Origin of the sequence: Afifella marina DSM 2698, from assembly GCF_900102695.1 — a bacterium.
Classification (GTDB): Bacteria; Pseudomonadota; Alphaproteobacteria; order Rhizobiales; family Afifellaceae; genus Afifella; species Afifella marina.
This window is the reverse complement of the sequence record NZ_FMVW01000005.1, coordinates 27,981-46,398: the sequence shown is the minus strand read 5'-3', so window position 1 is coordinate 46,398 and position 18,418 is coordinate 27,981. Positions and strand designations below refer to the sequence as shown.

Annotated in this window: 13 protein-coding genes; 3 read left to right on the top strand and 10 right to left on the bottom strand. The window is 63.5% G+C overall.

Annotated features, from left to right (window positions below):
• Positions 1 to 53 precede the first annotated feature (53 nt).
• Together BLP76_RS11515 and BLP76_RS11510 are read right to left on the bottom strand one after the other, a co-directional pair.
• On the bottom strand, positions 54 to 4,679 hold the full coding sequence (locus BLP76_RS11515; RefSeq protein ID WP_092812947.1) for a translocation/assembly module TamB domain-containing protein: 4,626 nt from the start codon (positions 4,677 to 4,679) through the stop codon (positions 54 to 56).
• Positions 4,679 to 6,547, bottom strand: coding sequence for an autotransporter assembly complex protein TamA (locus tag BLP76_RS11510; protein WP_170130537.1), 1,869 nt, complete (start codon positions 6,545 to 6,547; stop codon positions 4,679 to 4,681). Before BLP76_RS11510 ends, BLP76_RS11515 begins: the two co-directional genes overlap by 1 nt.
• Positions 6,548 to 6,998: 451 nt before the next feature.
• Here BLP76_RS11510 and BLP76_RS11505 point away from each other — a divergent pair, with 451 nt between their 5' ends.
• Positions 6,999 to 7,253, top strand: a complete 255-nt coding sequence (locus BLP76_RS11505; RefSeq protein WP_092812941.1) for a BQ00720 family protein — start codon at positions 6,999 to 7,001, stop codon at positions 7,251 to 7,253.
• Positions 7,254 to 7,299: 46 nt separating this feature from the next.
• On the opposite strand, the gene ptsN is transcribed toward BLP76_RS11505, so the two are convergent.
• The 7 genes from ptsN to BLP76_RS11470 all read right to left on the bottom strand — a co-directional run bounded on the left by ptsN (position 7,300) and on the right by BLP76_RS11470 (position 13,502).
• Positions 7,300 to 7,770, bottom strand: coding sequence for a PTS IIA-like nitrogen regulatory protein PtsN (gene ptsN, locus BLP76_RS11500; protein ID WP_092812938.1), 471 nt, complete (start codon positions 7,768 to 7,770; stop codon positions 7,300 to 7,302).
• A gap of 43 nt (positions 7,771 to 7,813) precedes the next feature.
• A complete protein-coding gene (hpf, locus tag BLP76_RS11495) occupies positions 7,814 to 8,413 on the bottom strand; it encodes a ribosome hibernation-promoting factor, HPF/YfiA family (protein WP_092812935.1) in 600 nt (199 codons plus the stop codon).
• A gap of 145 nt (positions 8,414 to 8,558) precedes the next feature.
• Complete coding sequence (locus tag BLP76_RS11490; RefSeq protein ID WP_092812932.1) at positions 8,559 to 8,969, bottom strand: F0F1 ATP synthase subunit epsilon; 411 nt, start codon at positions 8,967 to 8,969, stop codon at positions 8,559 to 8,561.
• Positions 8,970 to 8,995: 26 nt separating this feature from the next.
• The gene (gene atpD, locus BLP76_RS11485; protein WP_092812929.1) at positions 8,996 to 10,432 is read right to left on the bottom strand and encodes a F0F1 ATP synthase subunit beta; all 1,437 of its coding nucleotides are present in this window, start codon (positions 10,430 to 10,432) and stop codon (positions 8,996 to 8,998) included.
• Positions 10,433 to 10,512: 80 nt separating this feature from the next.
• Positions 10,513 to 11,388 carry a F0F1 ATP synthase subunit gamma gene (locus BLP76_RS11480; protein ID WP_092812926.1) on the bottom strand — a complete coding sequence of 292 codons (876 nt, stop codon included), beginning with the start codon at positions 11,386 to 11,388 and terminating at the stop codon, positions 10,513 to 10,515.
• Between the two features lie 21 nt (positions 11,389 to 11,409).
• Positions 11,410 to 12,942 (bottom strand): F0F1 ATP synthase subunit alpha, encoded by a 1,533-nt coding sequence (atpA, locus tag BLP76_RS11475; RefSeq protein ID WP_092812923.1) that lies wholly within the window; start codon positions 12,940 to 12,942, stop codon positions 11,410 to 11,412.
• Positions 12,942 to 13,502 (bottom strand): F0F1 ATP synthase subunit delta, encoded by a 561-nt coding sequence (locus BLP76_RS11470; RefSeq protein ID WP_092812920.1) that lies wholly within the window; start codon positions 13,500 to 13,502, stop codon positions 12,942 to 12,944. Before BLP76_RS11470 ends, atpA begins: the two co-directional genes overlap by 1 nt.
• 391 nt (positions 13,503 to 13,893) lie before the next feature.
• On the opposite strand from BLP76_RS11470, the gene BLP76_RS11465 reads away from it, so the two are divergent.
• Positions 13,894 to 14,802: an omptin family outer membrane protease gene (locus BLP76_RS11465; protein ID WP_092812917.1), complete on the top strand. Its 909-nt coding sequence runs from the start codon at positions 13,894 to 13,896 to the stop codon at positions 14,800 to 14,802.
• A 91-nt stretch (positions 14,803 to 14,893) separates the two neighbouring features.
• Here BLP76_RS11465 and BLP76_RS11460 read toward each other — a convergent pair whose 3' ends face one another.
• The gene (locus tag BLP76_RS11460; RefSeq protein ID WP_092812914.1) at positions 14,894 to 17,062 is read right to left on the bottom strand and encodes a primosomal protein N'; all 2,169 of its coding nucleotides are present in this window, start codon (positions 17,060 to 17,062) and stop codon (positions 14,894 to 14,896) included.
• Positions 17,063 to 17,247: 185 nt separating this feature from the next.
• On the opposite strand from BLP76_RS11460, the gene BLP76_RS11455 reads away from it, so the two are divergent.
• Positions 17,248 to 18,273 carry a sodium:calcium antiporter gene (locus BLP76_RS11455; protein WP_244514558.1) on the top strand — a complete coding sequence of 342 codons (1,026 nt, stop codon included), beginning with the start codon at positions 17,248 to 17,250 and terminating at the stop codon, positions 18,271 to 18,273.
• Positions 18,274 to 18,418 lie beyond the last annotated feature (145 nt).

Here is an 18,418-nt window from a genome sequence, read left to right as displayed (position 1 = left end):
AAGAAACTGGTTCTAACAGCAGGCAGCACAGGGGAAGCCCTGTGCGGGCTTCCTCAATATTCGTGTTCAACCGCAATGCCGAGGGCTGAGTCACCCTCCGCACCGAGCTCGCCGCGCACCTTCACGCCCTTGGTCACATCGAGATTGATCGTCACCTTGGTTGAATCGGCGCCCGCGCCGCTCTGCACGCCGAGATAGATGTTGTCGCTGATGTAGCGCCCGGCCTGCACGGCGGTATTGCCCTCGCTGTCGGTGACGATATCGAGATCGTCGAGCCCGGTCGCTTCGCGGAGCCGGCCGAACAGGCCCGGACCTTCGGTGAGGCCCCCGAGCTCAGCCGCGGCGGCAGCCAGGCGGGCAATCTGGAAGGGCGACAGATCGGCGAGAGAATGGCCGAAGAGAAGCTGAGCCAGGACTTCATCCTGGGGCAGCTGCGGCACGGACGAGAACGTCACCGCCGGATCGGAGGCGCGCCCGGTAATCGAGATCGTCACGGTGATATCGCCGCTGTCGGTGGTGGCGGAGAAATCGAGATAGGGATCGAGATCGCCGATGAAATTGACCTCGCCGCTGTCGATCGTGATGCGCTTCGTCAGGATATCCAGGCGCCCGCGAATGAGCTCAAAACCGCCGGTGGCGACGATGTTGGACGTCGAGCCGCGCAACGTCACACGACCGCCAAGCTCGGCGTCGAGGCCGCGGCCACGCACGAAGATCCGGTTGGGTGCGTTGACGACGAGATCGAGATTGGCGCCGCCGCCGCTATCGGCGCCATTCGCCGGTCGCGATCGTGGCCGCGCCTGATGCACCGTCCGCAGGATCGCCGACGTGGCGTTGATATGGTCCACGTCGAGTGCCAGCGCGCCACCCGGAAGGCTTTCCGGCACGGTGATGTCGACACGCTGAAGCCGCACTTCGCCGGAGACCGTGGGGCCGGCAAGGGCGGGGCCAGTGATCTGAAGATCCGCATCGAAGCGGGCCGTGGCGAGGTCCCCGTCGGAATAGCGCCCGTTGCGCGCGGCGAGCGTAAGATTGAGCGGATAGCCGCCCGACAACCCAACCGAGCCTGAGCCGGTGAGCGTGCCGGAGGGTGCGTACTGGGCGTTGAGGCTTTCGACGACGACGCGGTCGCCGGTGAAATTCGCCCGCAATTGGATGTTGCGCAGCACGGTCCCGGTTTCTGGATCGGCAAAGGTGGCTCCGCTTGTCGTCGCACTGCCAGAGATCTGTGGGGCGGTCAGCGCGCCGCGTATGCCGACATCGACCTGCGCGCGTCCGCTGAGGGCCGCATCGCGGCTTGCGAGAAACGTATTGGCAAGTTCGAGCGGCGCGGTCCCGGTGACCCGCAGATCGAGGCTCTGCCCGCCCGTCACCGCGACGCTGCCGTTGATCACGAGTTCGACGCCGCTGCCCGTGATGCGGCTGTTCTGCAAGCGGACAGTGCCGTTGTCGTAGGCGCCGGTGGCGGAAAGCGTCAAAGCACCAAGACCGATGGAGCGCGTCTGCTGCAGAGAAGCGTTCTGCCAGGTGAGATCGAAGCGGGCTGCCGGTGCCGCGAGCGTGCCTTTGGCGCTGGCCGTACCGGTGATATTGCCCTCTGCACCGAGATCGGGGCGGATGGCATTGATCGCCGCAGCCGGCAGACTGACGATACGGGCGTTCACGTCCATACGGCCCGCGCCGGAGACGGGCACCGTGCCGTTGACCTCCAGGCGCTCGCCGCGCCGGCCATTGATCGCAGCATCGATATCGACGGAGCCGTCGACATAGTTGCCTTTGGCCGAAATATCGAACGGACCGGCATTGGCCTGCCGAACCGGGGCGGCGGTCGCACCGCGCCAGGTGACGTCAAAAGCGGGTTCCGGTCGCGCCGAAGTTCCCTTGACGTTCGCCTTACCGGAGATCGTGCCGGCGAGATCGAGAGAAGGTGCAAAAGCATTCACGACCGCCGCATTGACGGCGTCGAGCACGACCTGGAGATCGAGCTCGTTTCCGGCCGAGCCATTGACGGTCAATTCGCCGCCACCTGCGGAAAGCGCCAGATCGTCGATGCCGACCGTGCCGTTTTCGAGCACGATGCGCGAGGGACGTTGCAGCTCGGCTGCCACGCCTTGATGTGAAAAGGAGAGAGTTTCGAGATTGACGGCGAACCCCTTCTCAATCGGCTGAAGTTGGCCCGCAAGCCGTCCACCGCCATCGGCCGTGTCGGCGGTCACGCGGAAATCCGTGTTTCCGTCCGTCTGCTCGGCCGTTCCTTCAAGGCTGCGCACGTCGAAACCGCCCGCCCGGATGCCGCGAAAATCGAACATGCCTTGAAGGGCAGGCGCCTGAAGCAGGTTCTGGCCCGACAGGTCGATGCGTCCCGAAGTGACCGAGGCCTGCTCGAGTTTCAGCTTGTCGATCGTGCCGGAAACCCGCGCATCCTGCTGCCCCTCGTCGGAGGAGAGCGCAATGTCGAGATCGACGGCGCCTTCCGCCTCCATAAGGAAAAGCGGCGCGATCGCAGCGACGTTGGGCGCATCGAGGCTGAGATCACCGGAGACAAGCCCGTCGGCACGCATCACGGCATCGCCAGCGAGCTTCGCCGCCCCCGCAGTGACCAGAAGATCCTGCAGCTGACGGACCCCGCCCTCAAGCGAGGCAATGCGCCCAGACCCGTCGATCGGCACGCCGCCGAGATTGCCGGCAAGCGAGAACTCGCCGTCGACCTTGCTGCCTGCAACCGTCCCGTTGAAGCTCGCCTTGGCGCCGGTGAGCCGCTTGTCCATCATGACAAGGTCGTCGCCCGTCGCCGTCGCTGAAATGTGTGGCGCCGCCTGCGTGCCGGACATATCGACGACGAGGCGTGCCGCCCCTTTGGCGCGATCTGTGGCTCGGGCGAGATCGTCGATCTCGGCCCGCAGGGCGAGATCGACGGCGTCCGCGGCGTAGCTGCCGTCCGCCGTCAGGGCGAGAGCGTCTGAATTCAGGTGAAGATCGCGGAAGGTGAAGCCGCCGGTCTCGTTGCGCGCCACACCGCCTTCAAGGCGCACGGGACCGGTGAGAAGCGCATCGAGAGCCGCGATACCCACCCCGAGACCTCGGCCGTTTGCGCCGACGGTAAGATCAAAGCCCATCGATTTGAGGTCGACGCTGCCATTGGCGTCGACATCGACGGCGCCGGCAAGATCCTGCCCGGCGAGACCGGAAAAGCGGGAGATATCTGCGGTCGATAAAGCGGCGCGACCGAGGATCGAGCGCAGTGACGCCGCGCCGGTAAACCTCGCTTCGGTGTTTCCCGCAACGACGCGGCTTTCTTCCACCCGCACCGGCGAGCCCGCCTGCCAACTGCCTTTGGCGTTCAGGCTAAGCGCCTGCCCAAGGGCTTGTGCCAGAGCCACATCCCGGGGCTCCATTCCCTCCGCCTGCCCGTCGACAGCAAAGGTTGCCTGGCGCCCCTGCGGATCGCCGAGCGACTGCGCCTGGCCGGAACCGCGAACGTTGAGGTTCGCGAGATTGCCTTGCGGATGCGTCACGTTCTGGGCCGCGAGCTCGGCCTGCCAGCTCTTCTGCGCATCCCCGCTCAAGGAAGCCGTGAGAGTGAGCCCACCGATCGACGCCGCGCCATTGTAACCGGGCAGAGCGAGCGGCCCCGACTGTCCCTCATTGATGCGGAGATTGACGTCGCCCTGGCTCGGAAAGCCGTCGGCGGCGAGTTCTGCGGTGGCGGAAAGATTGACCTTTTGGCTTTGAAGATCGGCACGACGGATGCTGATCCGACCATCGTCGCTGCGCAAAACGTCGACAGCAAGCTGGCTCTCCCCCGAAAGGAGCTGCGCGCTGTCGCCGGTGGCAAGCCCGGAAAGCGAGCCGGAGAGGTTGGCCGTGATGTGGTAGGCCGCGTCCTGGCGTTTGACGGCAGCCTGACCTTTGATCTTCTCCTCGCCCTTGGCGCTCAGGGCGATCTGGGCGGTGAAATCGTTGAGAGGGCCTTCGCCATCGATCGCGAAGGCAAGCGGCGGTGCGCCGGGGATACCGGCTGCCGTGCTGACGAGGCCGCCGGCCGGCTCGTCGAAGCTTGCCTCGATGTCGAGAACATTCTGACCGGGCACAAGGCTGAACTGGGCGTTGAAGCTGCCGCCCGGATTGTCTTGCCGTTCGAGCTGAAGCGAGGCCGAGGTTTCGTCTGAGGTAACGGCCGCAGCGCCCTTCAGGCTGAGGTCGGCCGCTTGCCCAATGACGGGCGCCCCGAGATGGATTTGCGGAATAGCGATCTCATCGATTTTGACATCGATCGGCAGAGAAAAGCCGTCACCGCCAGAATCGGAGGAAGGCGCCGCTTCTGGCCCTGGATTGGGCTTACGGGCGATATTGAGGGAGGCGGCGTTGAGGCTGTCGATGTCGAGGCGACCGCGCAACAGCGCGCCCCTGTTCCACGTGACGGAGACATCCTGCAGCGTCAGCCAGGGACCGGCATCGTCGGAGACGGTGAGAGAGGCGATCGACGGGCTTGAGGAAAGGGTGCCGCTAATGGCGCCGATGGAGATCTGCCGGCCTGGGGCGGAGAGCTTGCTCTCTAGGAAATTCTGCAGCCAGGATTTGTCGTTCTCTTGCGCCAGTGCGAACGGCACGCCGAGACTCACGGCGCCGATCGTGCCTGCCAGTGCCAGAGAAGCAAGAAGGGTGGTCCGTTTCTTCATCAGAAGGCCTGCCCGATGCCGACATAGATGGCGTAATCGGAATCGTCCTTGCCGGGATCGAGCGGCATCGCCACATCGACCCGGATCGGCCCGAGACCGGTGTAATAGCGCAAGCCGAGGCCGACGCCGATTTTCAGATCTTCGGAAAAGTCCGGAATGGCGTCCTCACTGACGGTTCCGATGTCGACGAAAGGCACGATGCCGATCGAGTCCGTGACGCGAGCGCGAAATTCGAGCGAGCCTTCCAGGAGCGACTTGCCACCCGTGGTCTCGCCATTCGGGAGGTCGACGCCGATCGTCTCATAGCTGTAGCCGCGCACCGATCCGCCGCCGCCGGCGAGGAAGCGGCGGCTCGCCGGCAGATCCTCGATCGACGGGCCGACGACATTGCCCGCTTTGGCGCGGGCCGCCAGCACGTAATAGCCGCGCCGGTCGAAGCTATAATAGGCTGCAAGCTCTGCCTCCGATCGCAGCGCCGGATATTCCTCGTAGAATTCGTAAAACGGCTCACCCGCGAGCGTCGCGTGAATGCCTTCCGCCGGATCGAGTTTGTTGTCTCGGCTATCGTATTCGAGCTTCGTCGGCAGCGAGGCGATCAGATAATGATTGATACCGAGCGCATCCTCGATGCGCGAACGCTCCAACTTCACCGCCGTATCGAGGCTGAGATCTTCCGTGAAACGGTGCGTGAGGCCAACCTGACCGGAGATGCTCTGCTCTTCGTAGGTGTCGTTGTCTTCCCGCTTGGCGGTGACATTGGTGACGAGATCGGTATCCGGAGTGATGATGCCCGGCCGGGTAAAGGTCGTGGCGAGCATGTAATCGAAATTCTCGTAATCGGCGCCGTCGATTCCCGAGACGCTGCCTTCGACACGAAGTCGTTCAGCGTGACCGAAGAGATTGCGGTGGACCCAATACGCGCCGAGCGTCGCGCCATCGATGGTCGAGTATTTCGCTTCGCCGCCGATCAGACGGCGCTTGCGTTCCGCCACCCGGACCGAGAGAGGCATGAAACCGTCTGATCCGACGGCCTCGGCCTCCTGAATGGTGATCGAGCGGAACACCTCGAGCCGACGCAGACGCTCGCGCGCTCGGTTGATCCTGTCGGGGTTATACTCTTCTCCGCCCTTGATGCCGGTCATATAGCCGACAAAGCCGGGATCCATGCGGTCCGTGCCGCTGACGCTCACCTCGCCGAGACGCGCATAGGGCCCGGTATCGACGGTAAGGTGGACATCGACGGTGCGCGTCGCATGATCGGCAACGATCTCGCGCTCAACCTTCACCTTGGGATATCCGAACTGCTTCCAGGCGCTGGTCAGGCTCGTTTCCGATTTCAGGATGGCGCCGGATTCCGCCGCCGCGCCCTGGGTCAGACCGAGCTCCTGGGGCGTATCGATCCGATGCGTCTTGCGCGTGTTGAAATCTGGGCGATTGACGATGTCGATCGCGGCGAAATGATAGATCGGCCCCGGATCGACATTCACTGTCACCGGGACATCCGCCGGCAGCGTCATGTCCGGGGTGACCTCATCGACAGGACGGCCGCCGATCGTGATGGTGATGACGCCGCCGTACCGGCCGCGGGCATAAAGAGCTGTCAGGATGCGGGCGTAATCGCCGCGGGCGCGCGACACGAGACCTGCTGTGCCGGCCGCCGGCTCCTCGCGCTTGCCATAGAGCTGCGACGCGTTCTCGATCCGCTCGGCGATGTCATCGTCGTCCGGGCTGACGTTGAGGGTGAGTGTATAGCTTTGCGGTTCGAGAACCGTCTCGTCCGGCTCTTTTTCACCCCAGAGATGGAGACCGAACAGCTCGAAAGCCTGCGCTGCGGGCGCCTGAAAAACAAGAAACGCGCATCCAGCCATGAGGCCGACACGCGCTGCTTGCTTCAGACAGAAGCGGGAAGGAAGGCCCATCCGCGGGCGCCACCTCAAATATGTATTCCCGACATGCACTTTGCGCTCGACCCCGAACTCACACGCGCCCGCCACGCCGAAGAAAACTAGACGATCCAGAAAGATGGCGACAGCTATCCTCGGAAGGCTTTCAAGAAGTGTGACCCATTCGCCGCACCCCCCTCCGGGTGCAAACCGTCCTTATAGATCAACAAGATGATTAACTTTCTCACAATCGCCAAGGAGAGCGGCGACCGCGGATTGTGCCGACACCAGCCTCACCCCATGCCGGCGTGCTTCTTGTGGGAGGCCGGCCGCGTTCCCATATCTTGATCGCGTCCGGCACGCCGTTTCGGGTCCGGCCGCTTAGGTCGCTTCAAAGAAGGACACGGCCGCGCAGGCGGCCGTAAAGGAGTACGAGATGACGGATTGCGAACAGCATAAGGCAGACACTGCCGCATTCGCTCAGTTCGGAGGCGGCGAAATCGCCTATGTCCGGCCCGTGAAGTCGGACGATGTGGCGAGCCTCTTCCCCTCCGCCCCCGAACTTGCCCCGGGGCTGGAGCTTTGGGCTCTCTTGACGGCCGACGGGACGCCGATCCTGTTGACGGATTCGCGTGCCGCAGCCCTTGCCAATGCCCGCAGCAACGACCTGGAACCGCTCAGCGTTCACTGACGCGTCGCGGTGAGCTCTCGAAGCTAGACGCCTAGAAACGCCGCTCTCAGGCGGCGCTTTGGGACGACGTGCTGCGATCGACCAGAAGCGAATAGATCGCGTCTGGATCGGTGGTGGCGCGGAGTTTCGCGGCCACCTGACCGTCCCGCAGCACGCGGGCAATACGGGCCAACGCCTTCAGATGGTCGGCCCCGGCCCCTTCCGGGGCCAAAAGCAGAAATACGAGATCGACAGGCTGATCATCGAGCGATTCGAAGTCGACCGGCTTCGAGAGCCGGGCGAAGACGCCCGTGATCTTGTCGATCTGCCGGGGCTTGCCATGCGGAATGGCGACGCCCTGCCCGACCCCCGTCGAACCGAGCCGCTCACGCTGCAGGATGGTGTCGAACAATTCTCGTTCCGACAGACCCGTCAGGCGCGCGGCCTTGGCGCAGAGATCCTGAATGACCTGCTTCTTGCTGACGGCCTTGAGGTTCGGCACCACTGCTTCAGGCTTCAGGAGGTCGCTAAGATCCATGAGGATTCACCAAGATTGATCGCCGGGGTGCACCACGCCCTGATCAGCTTCCGTCGCTGTTCGGCTCGGAAGGCTCGTTCAACACGGGATCGATCCAGCCGAAATGCCCATCGGGCCGACGATAAACGACGTTGAGACCGCCGTGGGAATGGTTGCGGAAGACGACGACCGGAGCGTCTGTCATATCGAGCTGCAACACCGCGGAGCTGACCGTCATGCGGCGGATCTCCGTTGTGGTCTCAGCAACGATCGCCGGCGCGTATTCTTCGCCGATCTCTTCCTCTTCATCCGGGGGTTCGATGATGAAGGCGTTCGCCGCCGCCCCGGCAAGCTTGTGGCTCGGCTTGCCCTTATGATCCTTGATGCGCCGCTTGTATCGCCGGAGGCGCTTTTCGAGCCTCTCCGCCGCCGCATCGAAACCGTCATTGGCGTCAGCGCTGGTGCTGCTCGCCTCAAAGACGGCCCCGGAATCGAGATGCAGGGAACAATCGGTGTGGAAGTTGCGGCCGTTCTTGGCCACCACGACGTGGCCAGCATAGCCTCCGTCGAAATACTTCTTCACCGCTGCCTCGACGGTCTCTTCGATCCGAGATCGCAGAGCCTCGCCGATATCGACGTTTTTGCCGGATATCTTCAATGCCATCGCTAAGAAAGGTCCAGTTGAATGGGCTCAATGGCCCGGATGCATACAAGCGTCGGCAGAGGCGGTCACGCGGAGCGTTACGCGCCTCCCCCGAGCGTGTCAATCTTGTTGCTTCTGGCGGCGCAGCATCGCCGCGATCACGCGTCTAGGCCGGGATGATCCAGCGACGCACATCATGCAGATCGGAGACGCGTTTATGCGCCACCGGATACTTGCTCATATCGCCGGCCGCAGCTTCCAGTTCCGCCTCGGCCTCACGGATATGCTCGTCGATGATATCGGCGTTGAGCTCCGTCTCCGGCACTGCAAAATCGGCGAGGATGGTGAGGCTGTCGGGCGTCGCATCAGCGAAGCCGCCGCGCACATAGATGCGCTGTGTCTCACCACTGGTTTTCAAGACTTCCAGGAAGCCGGGCTTCAGCGTCGTCATCAACGGCGCGTGCTGCCGCAGCATCGTGAAGAAGCCCTCCTGCCCCGGCACCACGACCTGCTGCACCTCCTCCGAAATGAGGAGGGCAGAAGGCGTGACGAGATCGAATAGAAATGGTTCGGCCATTTAAGGCTCCCCGGTTGAAAGCCGCGTTAAGCCGCCTCGGCCAGACGCTGCGCTTTCTCCTGCGCCTCTTCGATCGTGCCCACCATGTAGAAGGCGCTTTCCGGCAGATCGTCGTAATCACCGGCGACCAGGCCCTTGAAGCCTTTGATGGTGTCGGCGATGTCGACGAGCTTGCCCGGCGTGTTGGTGAAGATTTCCGCCACGAAGAACGGCTGCGACAGGAAGCGCTCGATCTTACGGGCGCGGGCCACCGTCAGCTTGTCCTCTTCGGAAAGCTCGTCCATGCCGAGAATGGCAATGATGTCCTGCAGAGACTTGTAGCGCTGCAGCATCTCCTGAACCGACCGGGCGACCTCGTAATGCTCCTCGCCGACGATCCGCGGATCGAGCATGCGCGAGGTGGAATCGAGCGGATCGACCGCCGGGTAAATGCCCTTTTCCGAAATGGCGCGGTTCAACACCGTCGTCGCATCGAGGTGGGCGAAGGAGGTGGCCGGCGCCGGGTCGGTCAGATCGTCGGCAGGCACGTAAATGGCCTGCACCGAGGTGATCGAACCCTTGGTCGTCGTGGTGATGCGCTCCTGCAAGGCACCCATATCGGTGGAGAGCGTCGGCTGATAGCCCACGGCCGAAGGAATACGACCGAGAAGCGCCGACACTTCCGAACCCGCCTGCGTGAAGCGGAAGATGTTGTCGACGAAGAACAGAACGTCCTGGCCCTGGTCGCGGAAATATTCGGCGACCGTCAGACCGGCGAGGCCGACACGCGCACGCGCTCCGGGAGGCTCGTTCATCTGGCCATAGACAAGGGCGCATTTGGATCCCTCGGTCGAACCGTTGTTCTCCTTCGGGTCCTTGTTCACGCCGGATTCGATCATCTCGTGGTAGAGATCGTTGCCTTCGCGGGTGCGCTCACCCACGCCGGCGAAGACCGAATAACCACCATGCGCCTTGGCGACGTTGTTGATCAGCTCCTGGATGAGCACCGTCTTGCCGACGCCAGCACCACCGAACAGGCCGATCTTACCGCCACGAGCGTACGGCGCCAGAAGATCGATGACCTTGATGCCGGTGACGAGAATCTCAGATTCGGTCGACTGCTCCATGTAAGACGGCGCTTCCTGGTGGATGCCGCGCGTCTCGGAGGTCTTGATCGGACCGGCCTGGTCGATCGCCTCGCCGATGACGTTCATGATACGGCCCAGCGTCTCGTCGCCGACCGGCACCGCGATGGCACGCCCGGTGTTCTTGACCTCCTGGCCGCGCGCCAGGCCTTCGGTCAGATCCATGGCGATGGTGCGCACCGTGTTCTCACCGAGGTGCTGCGCCACTTCCAAAACCAGACGGTTTCCATGGTTGTCCACTTCGAGGGCGTTTAGGATCGCCGGCAGCTCGCCGTCGAACTCGACGTCCACGACGGCGCCCATCACCTGCGCGACGCGTCCCATGTTTGTCTCAGCCATGCCTTTATCCTTGTCCTCTCCCGGGGCGCCGCTCGCACGAACCCAGGACTGATCTCTTATATTCGCCGTTCATCGGCGCGTTAAAGCGATTCTGCACCGGAGATGATTTCGATCAACTCTGTCGTGATCTGGGCCTGCCGCTGACGATTGTACGACAGGGACAGCTTGTCGATCATTTCGCCGGCATTGCGCGTCGCATTGTCCATCGCCGTCATGCGCGCGCCCTGTTCGGAGGCACCGTTCTCCAGAAGAGCCCGGAAGATCTGCACGGCGAGATTGCGCGGCAGCAGATCGGCGAGGATCGTCTCCTCGTCCGGCTCATACTCGTAATGCAGCGAAGTGTCCGCCTCCTCCACATCTCCGAGATCGACGGGGATGACCCGCTGAGCGACCGGCACCTGCGTGATCACCGATTCGAACCGCGAATAATAGATCGTCGCGACGTCGAAGACGCCCTCATCGAACATTTTGAGGAGCTTGTCCGCCACGCCCAGTGCATCGCTGAAAGCGAACTGCCGCACACCGCGGAAGTCTGTGCGATCCACGATTTCCTTCTCGAACTCGCGGCGCATCATGTCGTTGCCCTTCTTGCCGACAAGAAAGAGCTTGACCGTCTTGCCCTCGCCCACGAGCCGACGCGCATCCATGCGCGCCTTGCGGACGATCGAGGCATTGAAAGCGCCGGCGAGACCGCGCTCGGCGGTAAAGACGACGAGCAGATGCACGTCGTCCTTGCCCGTTCCGGCGATGAGCGCCGGCGCGCTCTCGCTGCCGGCGACCGAGGCCCCAATATTGGCGAGCACCTTTTCCATGCGCTCCGCATAGGGTCGGGCCGCGACAGCCGCCTCTTGGGCTTTACGCAGCTTCGCCGCGGCCACCATTTGCATGGCCTTGGTGATCTTCTGCGTCGCCTTAACCGAGGCGATTCGGTTGCGTAGGTCCTTTAGGCTCGCCATGAGCCGCTTCTCCTCAGAGCTTTACGCCGCGAAATTCTTGGCGAATTTGTCGAGGATCGCCGTCAGCTTCTCACGGAGTTCGTCCGAAAGCTGCTGCTCGGTGCGGATCTGGTCGAGCACATCCTGGTGCTCGTTGCGCATCAGAACCAGGAGCCCGTCCTCGAAAGGACGCACGTCCGCAACCCTGATCTTGTCCAGATAGCCGTTGACGCCTGCATAGATGACGACGACCTGCTCCTCGGTTTTGAGCGGCGAGAACTGCGGCTGCTTCAACAGCTCCGTCAGACGCGCACCGCGATCGAGAAGACGCTGCGTGGCGCGGTCGAGGTCGGAACCGAACTGCGCGAATGCCGCCATTTCGCGGTACTGCGCAAGCTCGCCCTTAATCGAACCGGCAACCTGCTTCATCGCCTTGATCTGAGCCGCCGAACCGACACGCGACACCGACAGACCGACATTCACCGCCGGACGGATACCCTGGTAGAAGAGATCCGTCTCCAGGAAGATCTGACCGTCGGTAATGGAGATGACGTTGGTCGGAATATAGGCCGACACGTCATTCGCCTGCGTTTCGATCACCGGCAGAGCCGTCAGGGAACCAGAACCGTAATCGTCGTTCATCTTCGCCGCGCGCTCCAGGAGCCGCGAATGCAGATAGAAGACGTCGCCCGGATAGGCCTCGCGTCCTGGCGGACGACGAAGGAGCAGCGACATCTGACGATAAGACACGGCCTGCTTGGAGAGATCGTCATAGGCGATCAGGGCGTGCATGCCGTTATCGCGGAAGAACTCACCCATCGCGCAGCCGGTGAACGGCGCCAGATACTGCATCGGAGCAGGATCGGAGGCTGTCGCCGCGATGATGATGGAATATTCCAGTGCGCCGCGCTCTTCGAGCGTCTTGGCGAACTGCGCGACCGTCGAACGTTTCTGACCGACGGCGACGTAGATGCAATAAAGGATCCGATCATCATCCTTGCGGTCCCAGGCGGGCTTCTGGTTGAGGATCGTATCGAGAATGATGGCCGACTTGCCGGTCTGGCGGTCGCCGATGATGAGCTCGCGCTGGCCGCGGCCGATCGGGATGAGCGCGTCGATAGCCTTGAGGCCAGTCGACATCGGCTCGTGCACCGATTTGCGCGGGATGATGCCCGGCGCTTTCACGTCGACGCGGCGCTTCTCGGTCGAATCGATCGGGCCCTTGCCGTCGATCGGATTGCCGAGACCGTCGACGACTCGTCCGAGCAGGCCCTTGCCGACCGGCACTTCAACGATGGCACCTGTCCGCTTGACGGTGGAGCCTTCCTTGATCTCCCGGTCGGAGCCGAAGATGACGACGCCGACATTGTCTTCTTCGAGGTTCAACGCCATGCCGCGAATGCCGCCGTCGAACTCGACCATCTCACCGGCCTGAACCTTGTCGAGGCCGTAGACGCGGGCGATGCCGTCACCGACGGACAGGACCTGGCCAACCTCGGTGACCTCGGCTTCCTTGCCGAAATTCTTGATCTGCTCCTTCAGGATCGAGGAGATCTCTGCGGCCCGAATATCCATCAGCTGGCCTCTTTAAGACGTGATTTCATCATGTTGAGCTTGGTCCTGAGCGAGGTGTCAATCATCTGCGAACCGAGCTTGACGACGAGGCCGCCAAGAATCGCAGGATCGACCTTGAGATCGAGATTGGCATCCTTGCCGAGGCGCTCTTTCAGCGCCGCTTTCAGGGCGCTTTTTTGCTCCTCGCTCAAGGCCTGCGCCGCAGTGACATGGGCCGTCGCTTCGCCGCGATGCTCCGCGGCGCGCCGCTTGAACGACCGAATGACGCCGGGCAGCGTGAACAGCCGCCTGTTCTGCGCCAGAACGCCGACGAAATTCGCCGCAAGGCTAGCAATGCCTGCGCGTTCGTTCAGCGCTTTCATCGCCCCGAGCTGATCCTCGGAGGAGAAAGCCGGGCTTTCGACGAGCCTGCGGAAATCGGCACTCTCGTCGAGCATCTGCGAATAGCGATCGAGATCGGCTTCGACCTGTTCGAGAGCCGATTCCTCCAGCGCCAGCTCAAACAAAGCCGCCGCATACCGATCAGCCACGCCAGATACAGGGGAGGAGGAGTCCGCCACGCGTTTCCTATCTCTTGCTAGAGCTCCGGATCGTTGCTCCGGAAGCAGGTGGGTTTAGACAACCGTGGAGGGGCCGGGGCCCCCCTCATGCCAAGCCGGGGGCCCCTTAGCACAGCGTTTTGGGGGGTGCAACACGGCGAGCGGCCCCGAGGCCGACAAACGCCGCCACCCCTACGAAAGGTTTGCCTCCGCGGAAGTCGCCGAAAGCGCTGCGCGCTTGCCTCCCCGGCGACCACGGGACACGGCGATTTTGGCGATTCCCCGCCATGAGAATTGATTAACCATTTCTTTTAACCTTTCGCGGCATTGCTTGTCACCGCAACACGCAGTCTGGGGGCGGCAAATGCGTTTTGGACGAGCAACAAAAATCACACTCGCTTGCGCTCTGGGATTGGGTCTCGCGGCTGTTCAAGGCAGGGCGCTGGCGGCAGATTTCGGCGTTTCCGCAAAATCTGGTGCGCTCAACTGCTCCTATAGCGCAACGCTCGGCACGAGATATTGGTACGCGACCGGCAACACCGAAAAGACGCTCTACGATTCGACCGGAGACATCAGGCTCTCCCGCCTGACCTACGACGATCTCGATACCCATGCCGGAGAAGTCTTCGGCGAGATCACCGATGATGGGATTTTCGCCAAGGGCAATGCCGGCCTCGGCTGGAGCCTGCGCGGCTCGTTGCAGGACGAGGACTTCCCGCCGGTCCTTCCGGACTATTCGAGCACGAAAAGCGATCAGGACGACGGCCACGTCTATTACGTCACCATCGACGGCGGCAAATACCTCATTGAACGGCCGAACGTACGTCTTGGCGTGTTTGCCGGCTACAATTGGCTGCGCCAGCAGGTGCACGCCTATGGGTGCCAGCAGGAAGCCGCTTTCGAGATCTGCCAGCCGGGCGATGTTCCCGACGGCGCAAAAGTCATTTCGCAAGAGAACGACTGGCACTCGGCACGCATCGGCATGAAAGCCGATGCTCTTATCGGCGATCGCATCCTGGTGAGCGCCGAGGGCGCAATCCTCCCCTATGTCTATCTCGACGGGGCCGATTCGCATCACCTGCGCCCCGACCTCGCCGGTTCGATCCCCGAAACGGGCACCGGCTGGGGCTACCAGCTTGAGGGAATGGTCAATTACCGGCTGAACGACAGCTTCACGATCGGTCTCGGCGGCCGCTACTGGCACATGGAGACGGACGGCAACGCCCATTTCGAGAACATTGCCGCCGGCGGCACGGCTCAGGACGAAGACTGGTCGGTCGATATGTTTGGCGTGACTGCACAGGCGGCCGTTACCTTCTGAAGAAACTGCAACCGCAGGCACGCGCCGTCCCAAGTCCTCAAATCATCGTTATCTTGCCGGAGCACCGAAGCACGACCACGTCCTACGAAGCTCAGAGGAAGCTCTGCGGGTCGACATCGACGGCGACCCTGAGGTTGCCGCGGGCCTTCGGGGCCGCGGCGAGCCAGGCCCGCAGCCAGCGGTGCAGCTGGTTGGAAGAGGCCGCACGGACCAGAAGCCGGAAGCGATAGCGGCCGCGGATGAGCGCCAGCGGCGCTTCGGCCGGACCCAAGAGCTCCACCCCCTCTTCGCGCGGCGCGGACCGCGCCATCGCCCGGGCATGCTCCTGCGCCGCGGCACGCTCCGGCCCGCTGACGATGATGCCGGCGAGGCGCGAAAACGGCGGCAGGCCGCCCCGGCGCCGGCTTTCCACCTCGGCCTCGAAGAACGCCTCCGGCTGACCACCCGCCAGCGCCGTCATGACCGGATGGCCGGGCTGCCAGGTCTGCAGGAAAGCCCGGCTGGACTGGCCGGCCCGTCCGGCCCGACCCGCGACCTGGGTCAAAAGCTGGAAGGTCCGCTCCGCCGCGCGCGGATCGCCCTGCGCCAGGCCAAGATCGGCATCGACGACACCGACGAGCGTAAGTTTCGGGAAATTGTGACCTTTGGCGACGAGCTGCGTGCCGATGATGATGTCGGCTTCGCCCTTTTCGACGGCGGCGAGTTCCAGCCGCAGCCGCTGCACGCCGCCGGCGAGATCGCTCGATAAAACGAGGCTCCTCGCCTCCGGAAAGAGATCGAGCGCCTCTTCCTGCAGCCGCTCTACCCCGGGCCCGCAGGCGACGAGACTGTCCTCGGCACCGCAGGCCGGACAGGCTTCGGGCCGCCTTTCTTCATGCCCGCAATGATGGCAGGCCAGTACGCCGCGAAACCGATGTTCGACGAGCCATGTCGAACAATTCGGGCAGGTGAAGCGGTGGCCGCAATGGCGGCAGAGCGTCAGGGGCGCGTAACCGCGACGGTTGAGGAAGAGAAGCGCCTGGTGGCCCTGCGCCAGGGTCTGCCGGACGGCTTCGACGAGCTTCGGTGACAAGGAGCGGCCGCGCTCCGGCGGAGCTTCGCGCAGATCGACGACGTCGACGTCGGGCAGGCCCGCGCCGCTGTAGCGCTGGTCGAGATGGATGTGACGGTAGCGCCCGCGCTGCGCGTTGACCCGACTTTCGACGGACGGCGTCGCCGACGACAGCACCACCGGGAAGCCCGCGAGATGGCCATAAGCGACGGCCATGTCGCGGGCATGGTAGATGACGCCCTCTTCCTGCTTGTAGGCGCCGTCATGCTCTTCATCGACGACGACGAGGCCGAGTTCGCAAAACGGCAGAAAGAGCGCCGAGCGCGCCCCGACGACGGCGCGAACCGTCCCGTCGGCAACCCCGCGCCAGACGCGTTCGCGCAATTTCGGCGACATCTCCGAATGCCATTCCGCCGGCGGCGAGCCGAAGCGAGCGGCGAAACGTTCAAGCGCCTGCGAGGTCAGGGCGATTTCCGGCATCAAAATCAAAACCTGGCGGCCCTTTTCGAGGGCCTCCGCCGCGGCCTCGAAAAACACCTCGGTCTTGCCGGCACCGGTCACGCCGTCGATGAGAGCGACCGAAAACGCCTCATCGCGCACAAGCGCACGCAATTGCGCGCCGGCCTCGGCCTGCGCACCGGAGAGCTCCGGCGGCGCGAAATCGGGGACCGGCGAGCGTGTGACGGGGCGCGGCGGCAGAAGCACCATCTCCAGCGCGCCCTGTTTGACGAGCCCGTCGACCACTGAGGCAGAAACGCCCGCCGCCGTGGCAAGGCCGCTTTTCGACCAGGCGAGACCATCGCCCGCCAGATCGAGAACGCGCTGGCGCGCGGCGGTCGACCGATCCGGCGCCATCCCCGTTACGCGCACGGCCGCAACCGGCTTCTCCGGGGCGAGCGCCGCCGTCACGCGCAGCGCCATGCGCAACACCATGCCTGGCGGCGACAATGTGTAATCGGCGACGAAATCGACCAGGCGCATCAGCGGATGCGGCAGCGGTAAGGCCGGAAGGACCGCTTCGATCGGCTTCAGTTTCCCGGCATTGAGCGTTTGCGGCGCCTCATCGTCCCAGACGACACCCAATACCTCGCGGGGCCCGAGCGGCACGACGACAATCGTTCCGGGTTCGAGCGGGCGGTCGGCAAGATAGGTGTAACTGCGCTCGAGGGCGTAGGGGAGAAGCACCTGGAGCGGAAACGTATCAGGCAAGCAAGCCTCGGCTTTCGTTGAATCCGCTGAACGAGCCTAAGCGGTCCCGGACACGCCTTCCAAGCGCGGTGGGCGGCGATTCGCAAGCATGAAGCAAAATCGCGACGCCGATGAAGCGCATTTGCGAAAGTTGGAACCCGGCATTGCCTCTCCAGTTGGCTAGGCAAACAAAGCGGATCTTTTTCTTGCCAGAACTTCCCCTGTCTTTCGCGCTCGGGCTCTTCGTCGTAGCCGCGGCCACCATCGCCTTTATTGGCACGAAGCTCACCTCCGTCGCCGACGTTCTGGCCGACCGCACAGGGCTCGGCGAGGCGATCGCGGGGGCGGTGCTTTTAGGGGCGACGACATCGGCGGCCGGCACGGTCACCTCGGTGACGGCAGCCGCCACCGGCAACATCGATCTCGCTTACGCCAATTCGCTCGGCGGCATCGCCGCGCAGACCGCCTTCCTCGCTCTTGCCGACATCGCCTATCGCAAGGCCAATCTGGAACACGCGGCCGCCGATCCAACCAATCTCTCGCAATCGGCGCTGCTCATCCTTCTCCTCAGCGTTCCGATGATCGCGGGCGTGCTCCCGCCGGTCACTGTCTTCGGCGTGCATCCGGCAAGCATCATCCTGATCGCAATCTACATTTTTGGTCTGAGGCTCGGTCGCCAGGACCGGGATCAGCCGATGTGGAAGCCTTTCGATACCGCCGAGACCCGGCACGACGTGCCGGAAGAAGACGAGAAAGGCCGCTCCACGCTCAACCTGGCGCTTTCATTTGCGGGGATGGTGATCGTCGTCGCCATTGCGGGCTACGTGGTGGCGGAGACCGGAACGACGATCGCCCAGAAGACCGGCATCAGCGGCAGCGTCGTCGGCGCTTTGATGACGGCGACCGTCACCTCGCTGCCCGAGCTCGTCACCACCCTCGCCGCGGTGCGGCGGGGCGCCTTGCAACTCGCCCTTGGCGGCATCATCGGGGGCAACACGTTCGACGTTCTGTTCCTGTCGGCTGCCGACGTCGCCTACCGCGACGGCTCCATCTACAACGCCATCGATCCCTCGACGCAATTCTGGGCACTGGTCGGCATCGCCATGACCGCCGTGCTCCTCCTCGGTCTCATCCGGCGCGAGCGCTACGGCTTCGCCAATGTGGGTTTCGAAACAGTGGGAATCCTTGTGCTTTACGTGGGGGCCGTGCTCGCCTCCGCCTTGGCGCTTTAGGGGCTTTGCCACGACCGCCCGCCAAGGATTGAGAGAAGGGCTGCACGGCGCCTTTGCAAGGCGTGCATGCACGTCGTGCCTTCAAAGGCGGGGATGAAAGCTCTAGAGAGGGCAGACGATTATCACGCGCGACGACAAGCGCAGC

Excerpts from the sequence above, each read along its gene's own strand:
- BLP76_RS11490 (WP_092812932.1), bottom strand. The coding sequence starts at position 8,969 with ATGGCCGAACCATTTCTATTCGATCTCGTCACGCCTTCTGCCCTCCTC.
- BLP76_RS11480 (WP_092812926.1), bottom strand. The coding sequence starts at position 11,388 with ATGGCGAGCCTAAAGGACCTACGCAACCGAATCGCCTCGGTTAAGGCG.
- BLP76_RS11515 (WP_092812947.1), bottom strand. The coding sequence starts at position 4,679 with ATGAAGAAACGGACCACCCTTCTTGCTTCTCTGGCACTGGCAGGCACG.
- atpD (WP_092812929.1), bottom strand. The coding sequence starts at position 10,432 with ATGGCTGAGACAAACATGGGACGCGTCGCGCAGGTGATGGGCGCCGTC.
- BLP76_RS11510 (WP_170130537.1), bottom strand. The coding sequence starts at position 6,547 with ATGGCTGGATGCGCGTTTCTTGTTTTTCAGGCGCCCGCAGCGCAGGCT.
- atpA (WP_092812923.1), bottom strand. The coding sequence starts at position 12,942 with ATGGATATTCGGGCCGCAGAGATCTCCTCGATCCTGAAGGAGCAGATC.
- hpf (WP_092812935.1), bottom strand. The coding sequence starts at position 8,413 with ATGGCATTGAAGATATCCGGCAAAAACGTCGATATCGGCGAGGCTCTG.
- BLP76_RS11505 (WP_092812941.1), top strand. The coding sequence starts at position 6,999 with ATGACGGATTGCGAACAGCATAAGGCAGACACTGCCGCATTCGCTCAG.
- ptsN (WP_092812938.1), bottom strand. The coding sequence starts at position 7,770 with ATGGATCTTAGCGACCTCCTGAAGCCTGAAGCAGTGGTGCCGAACCTC.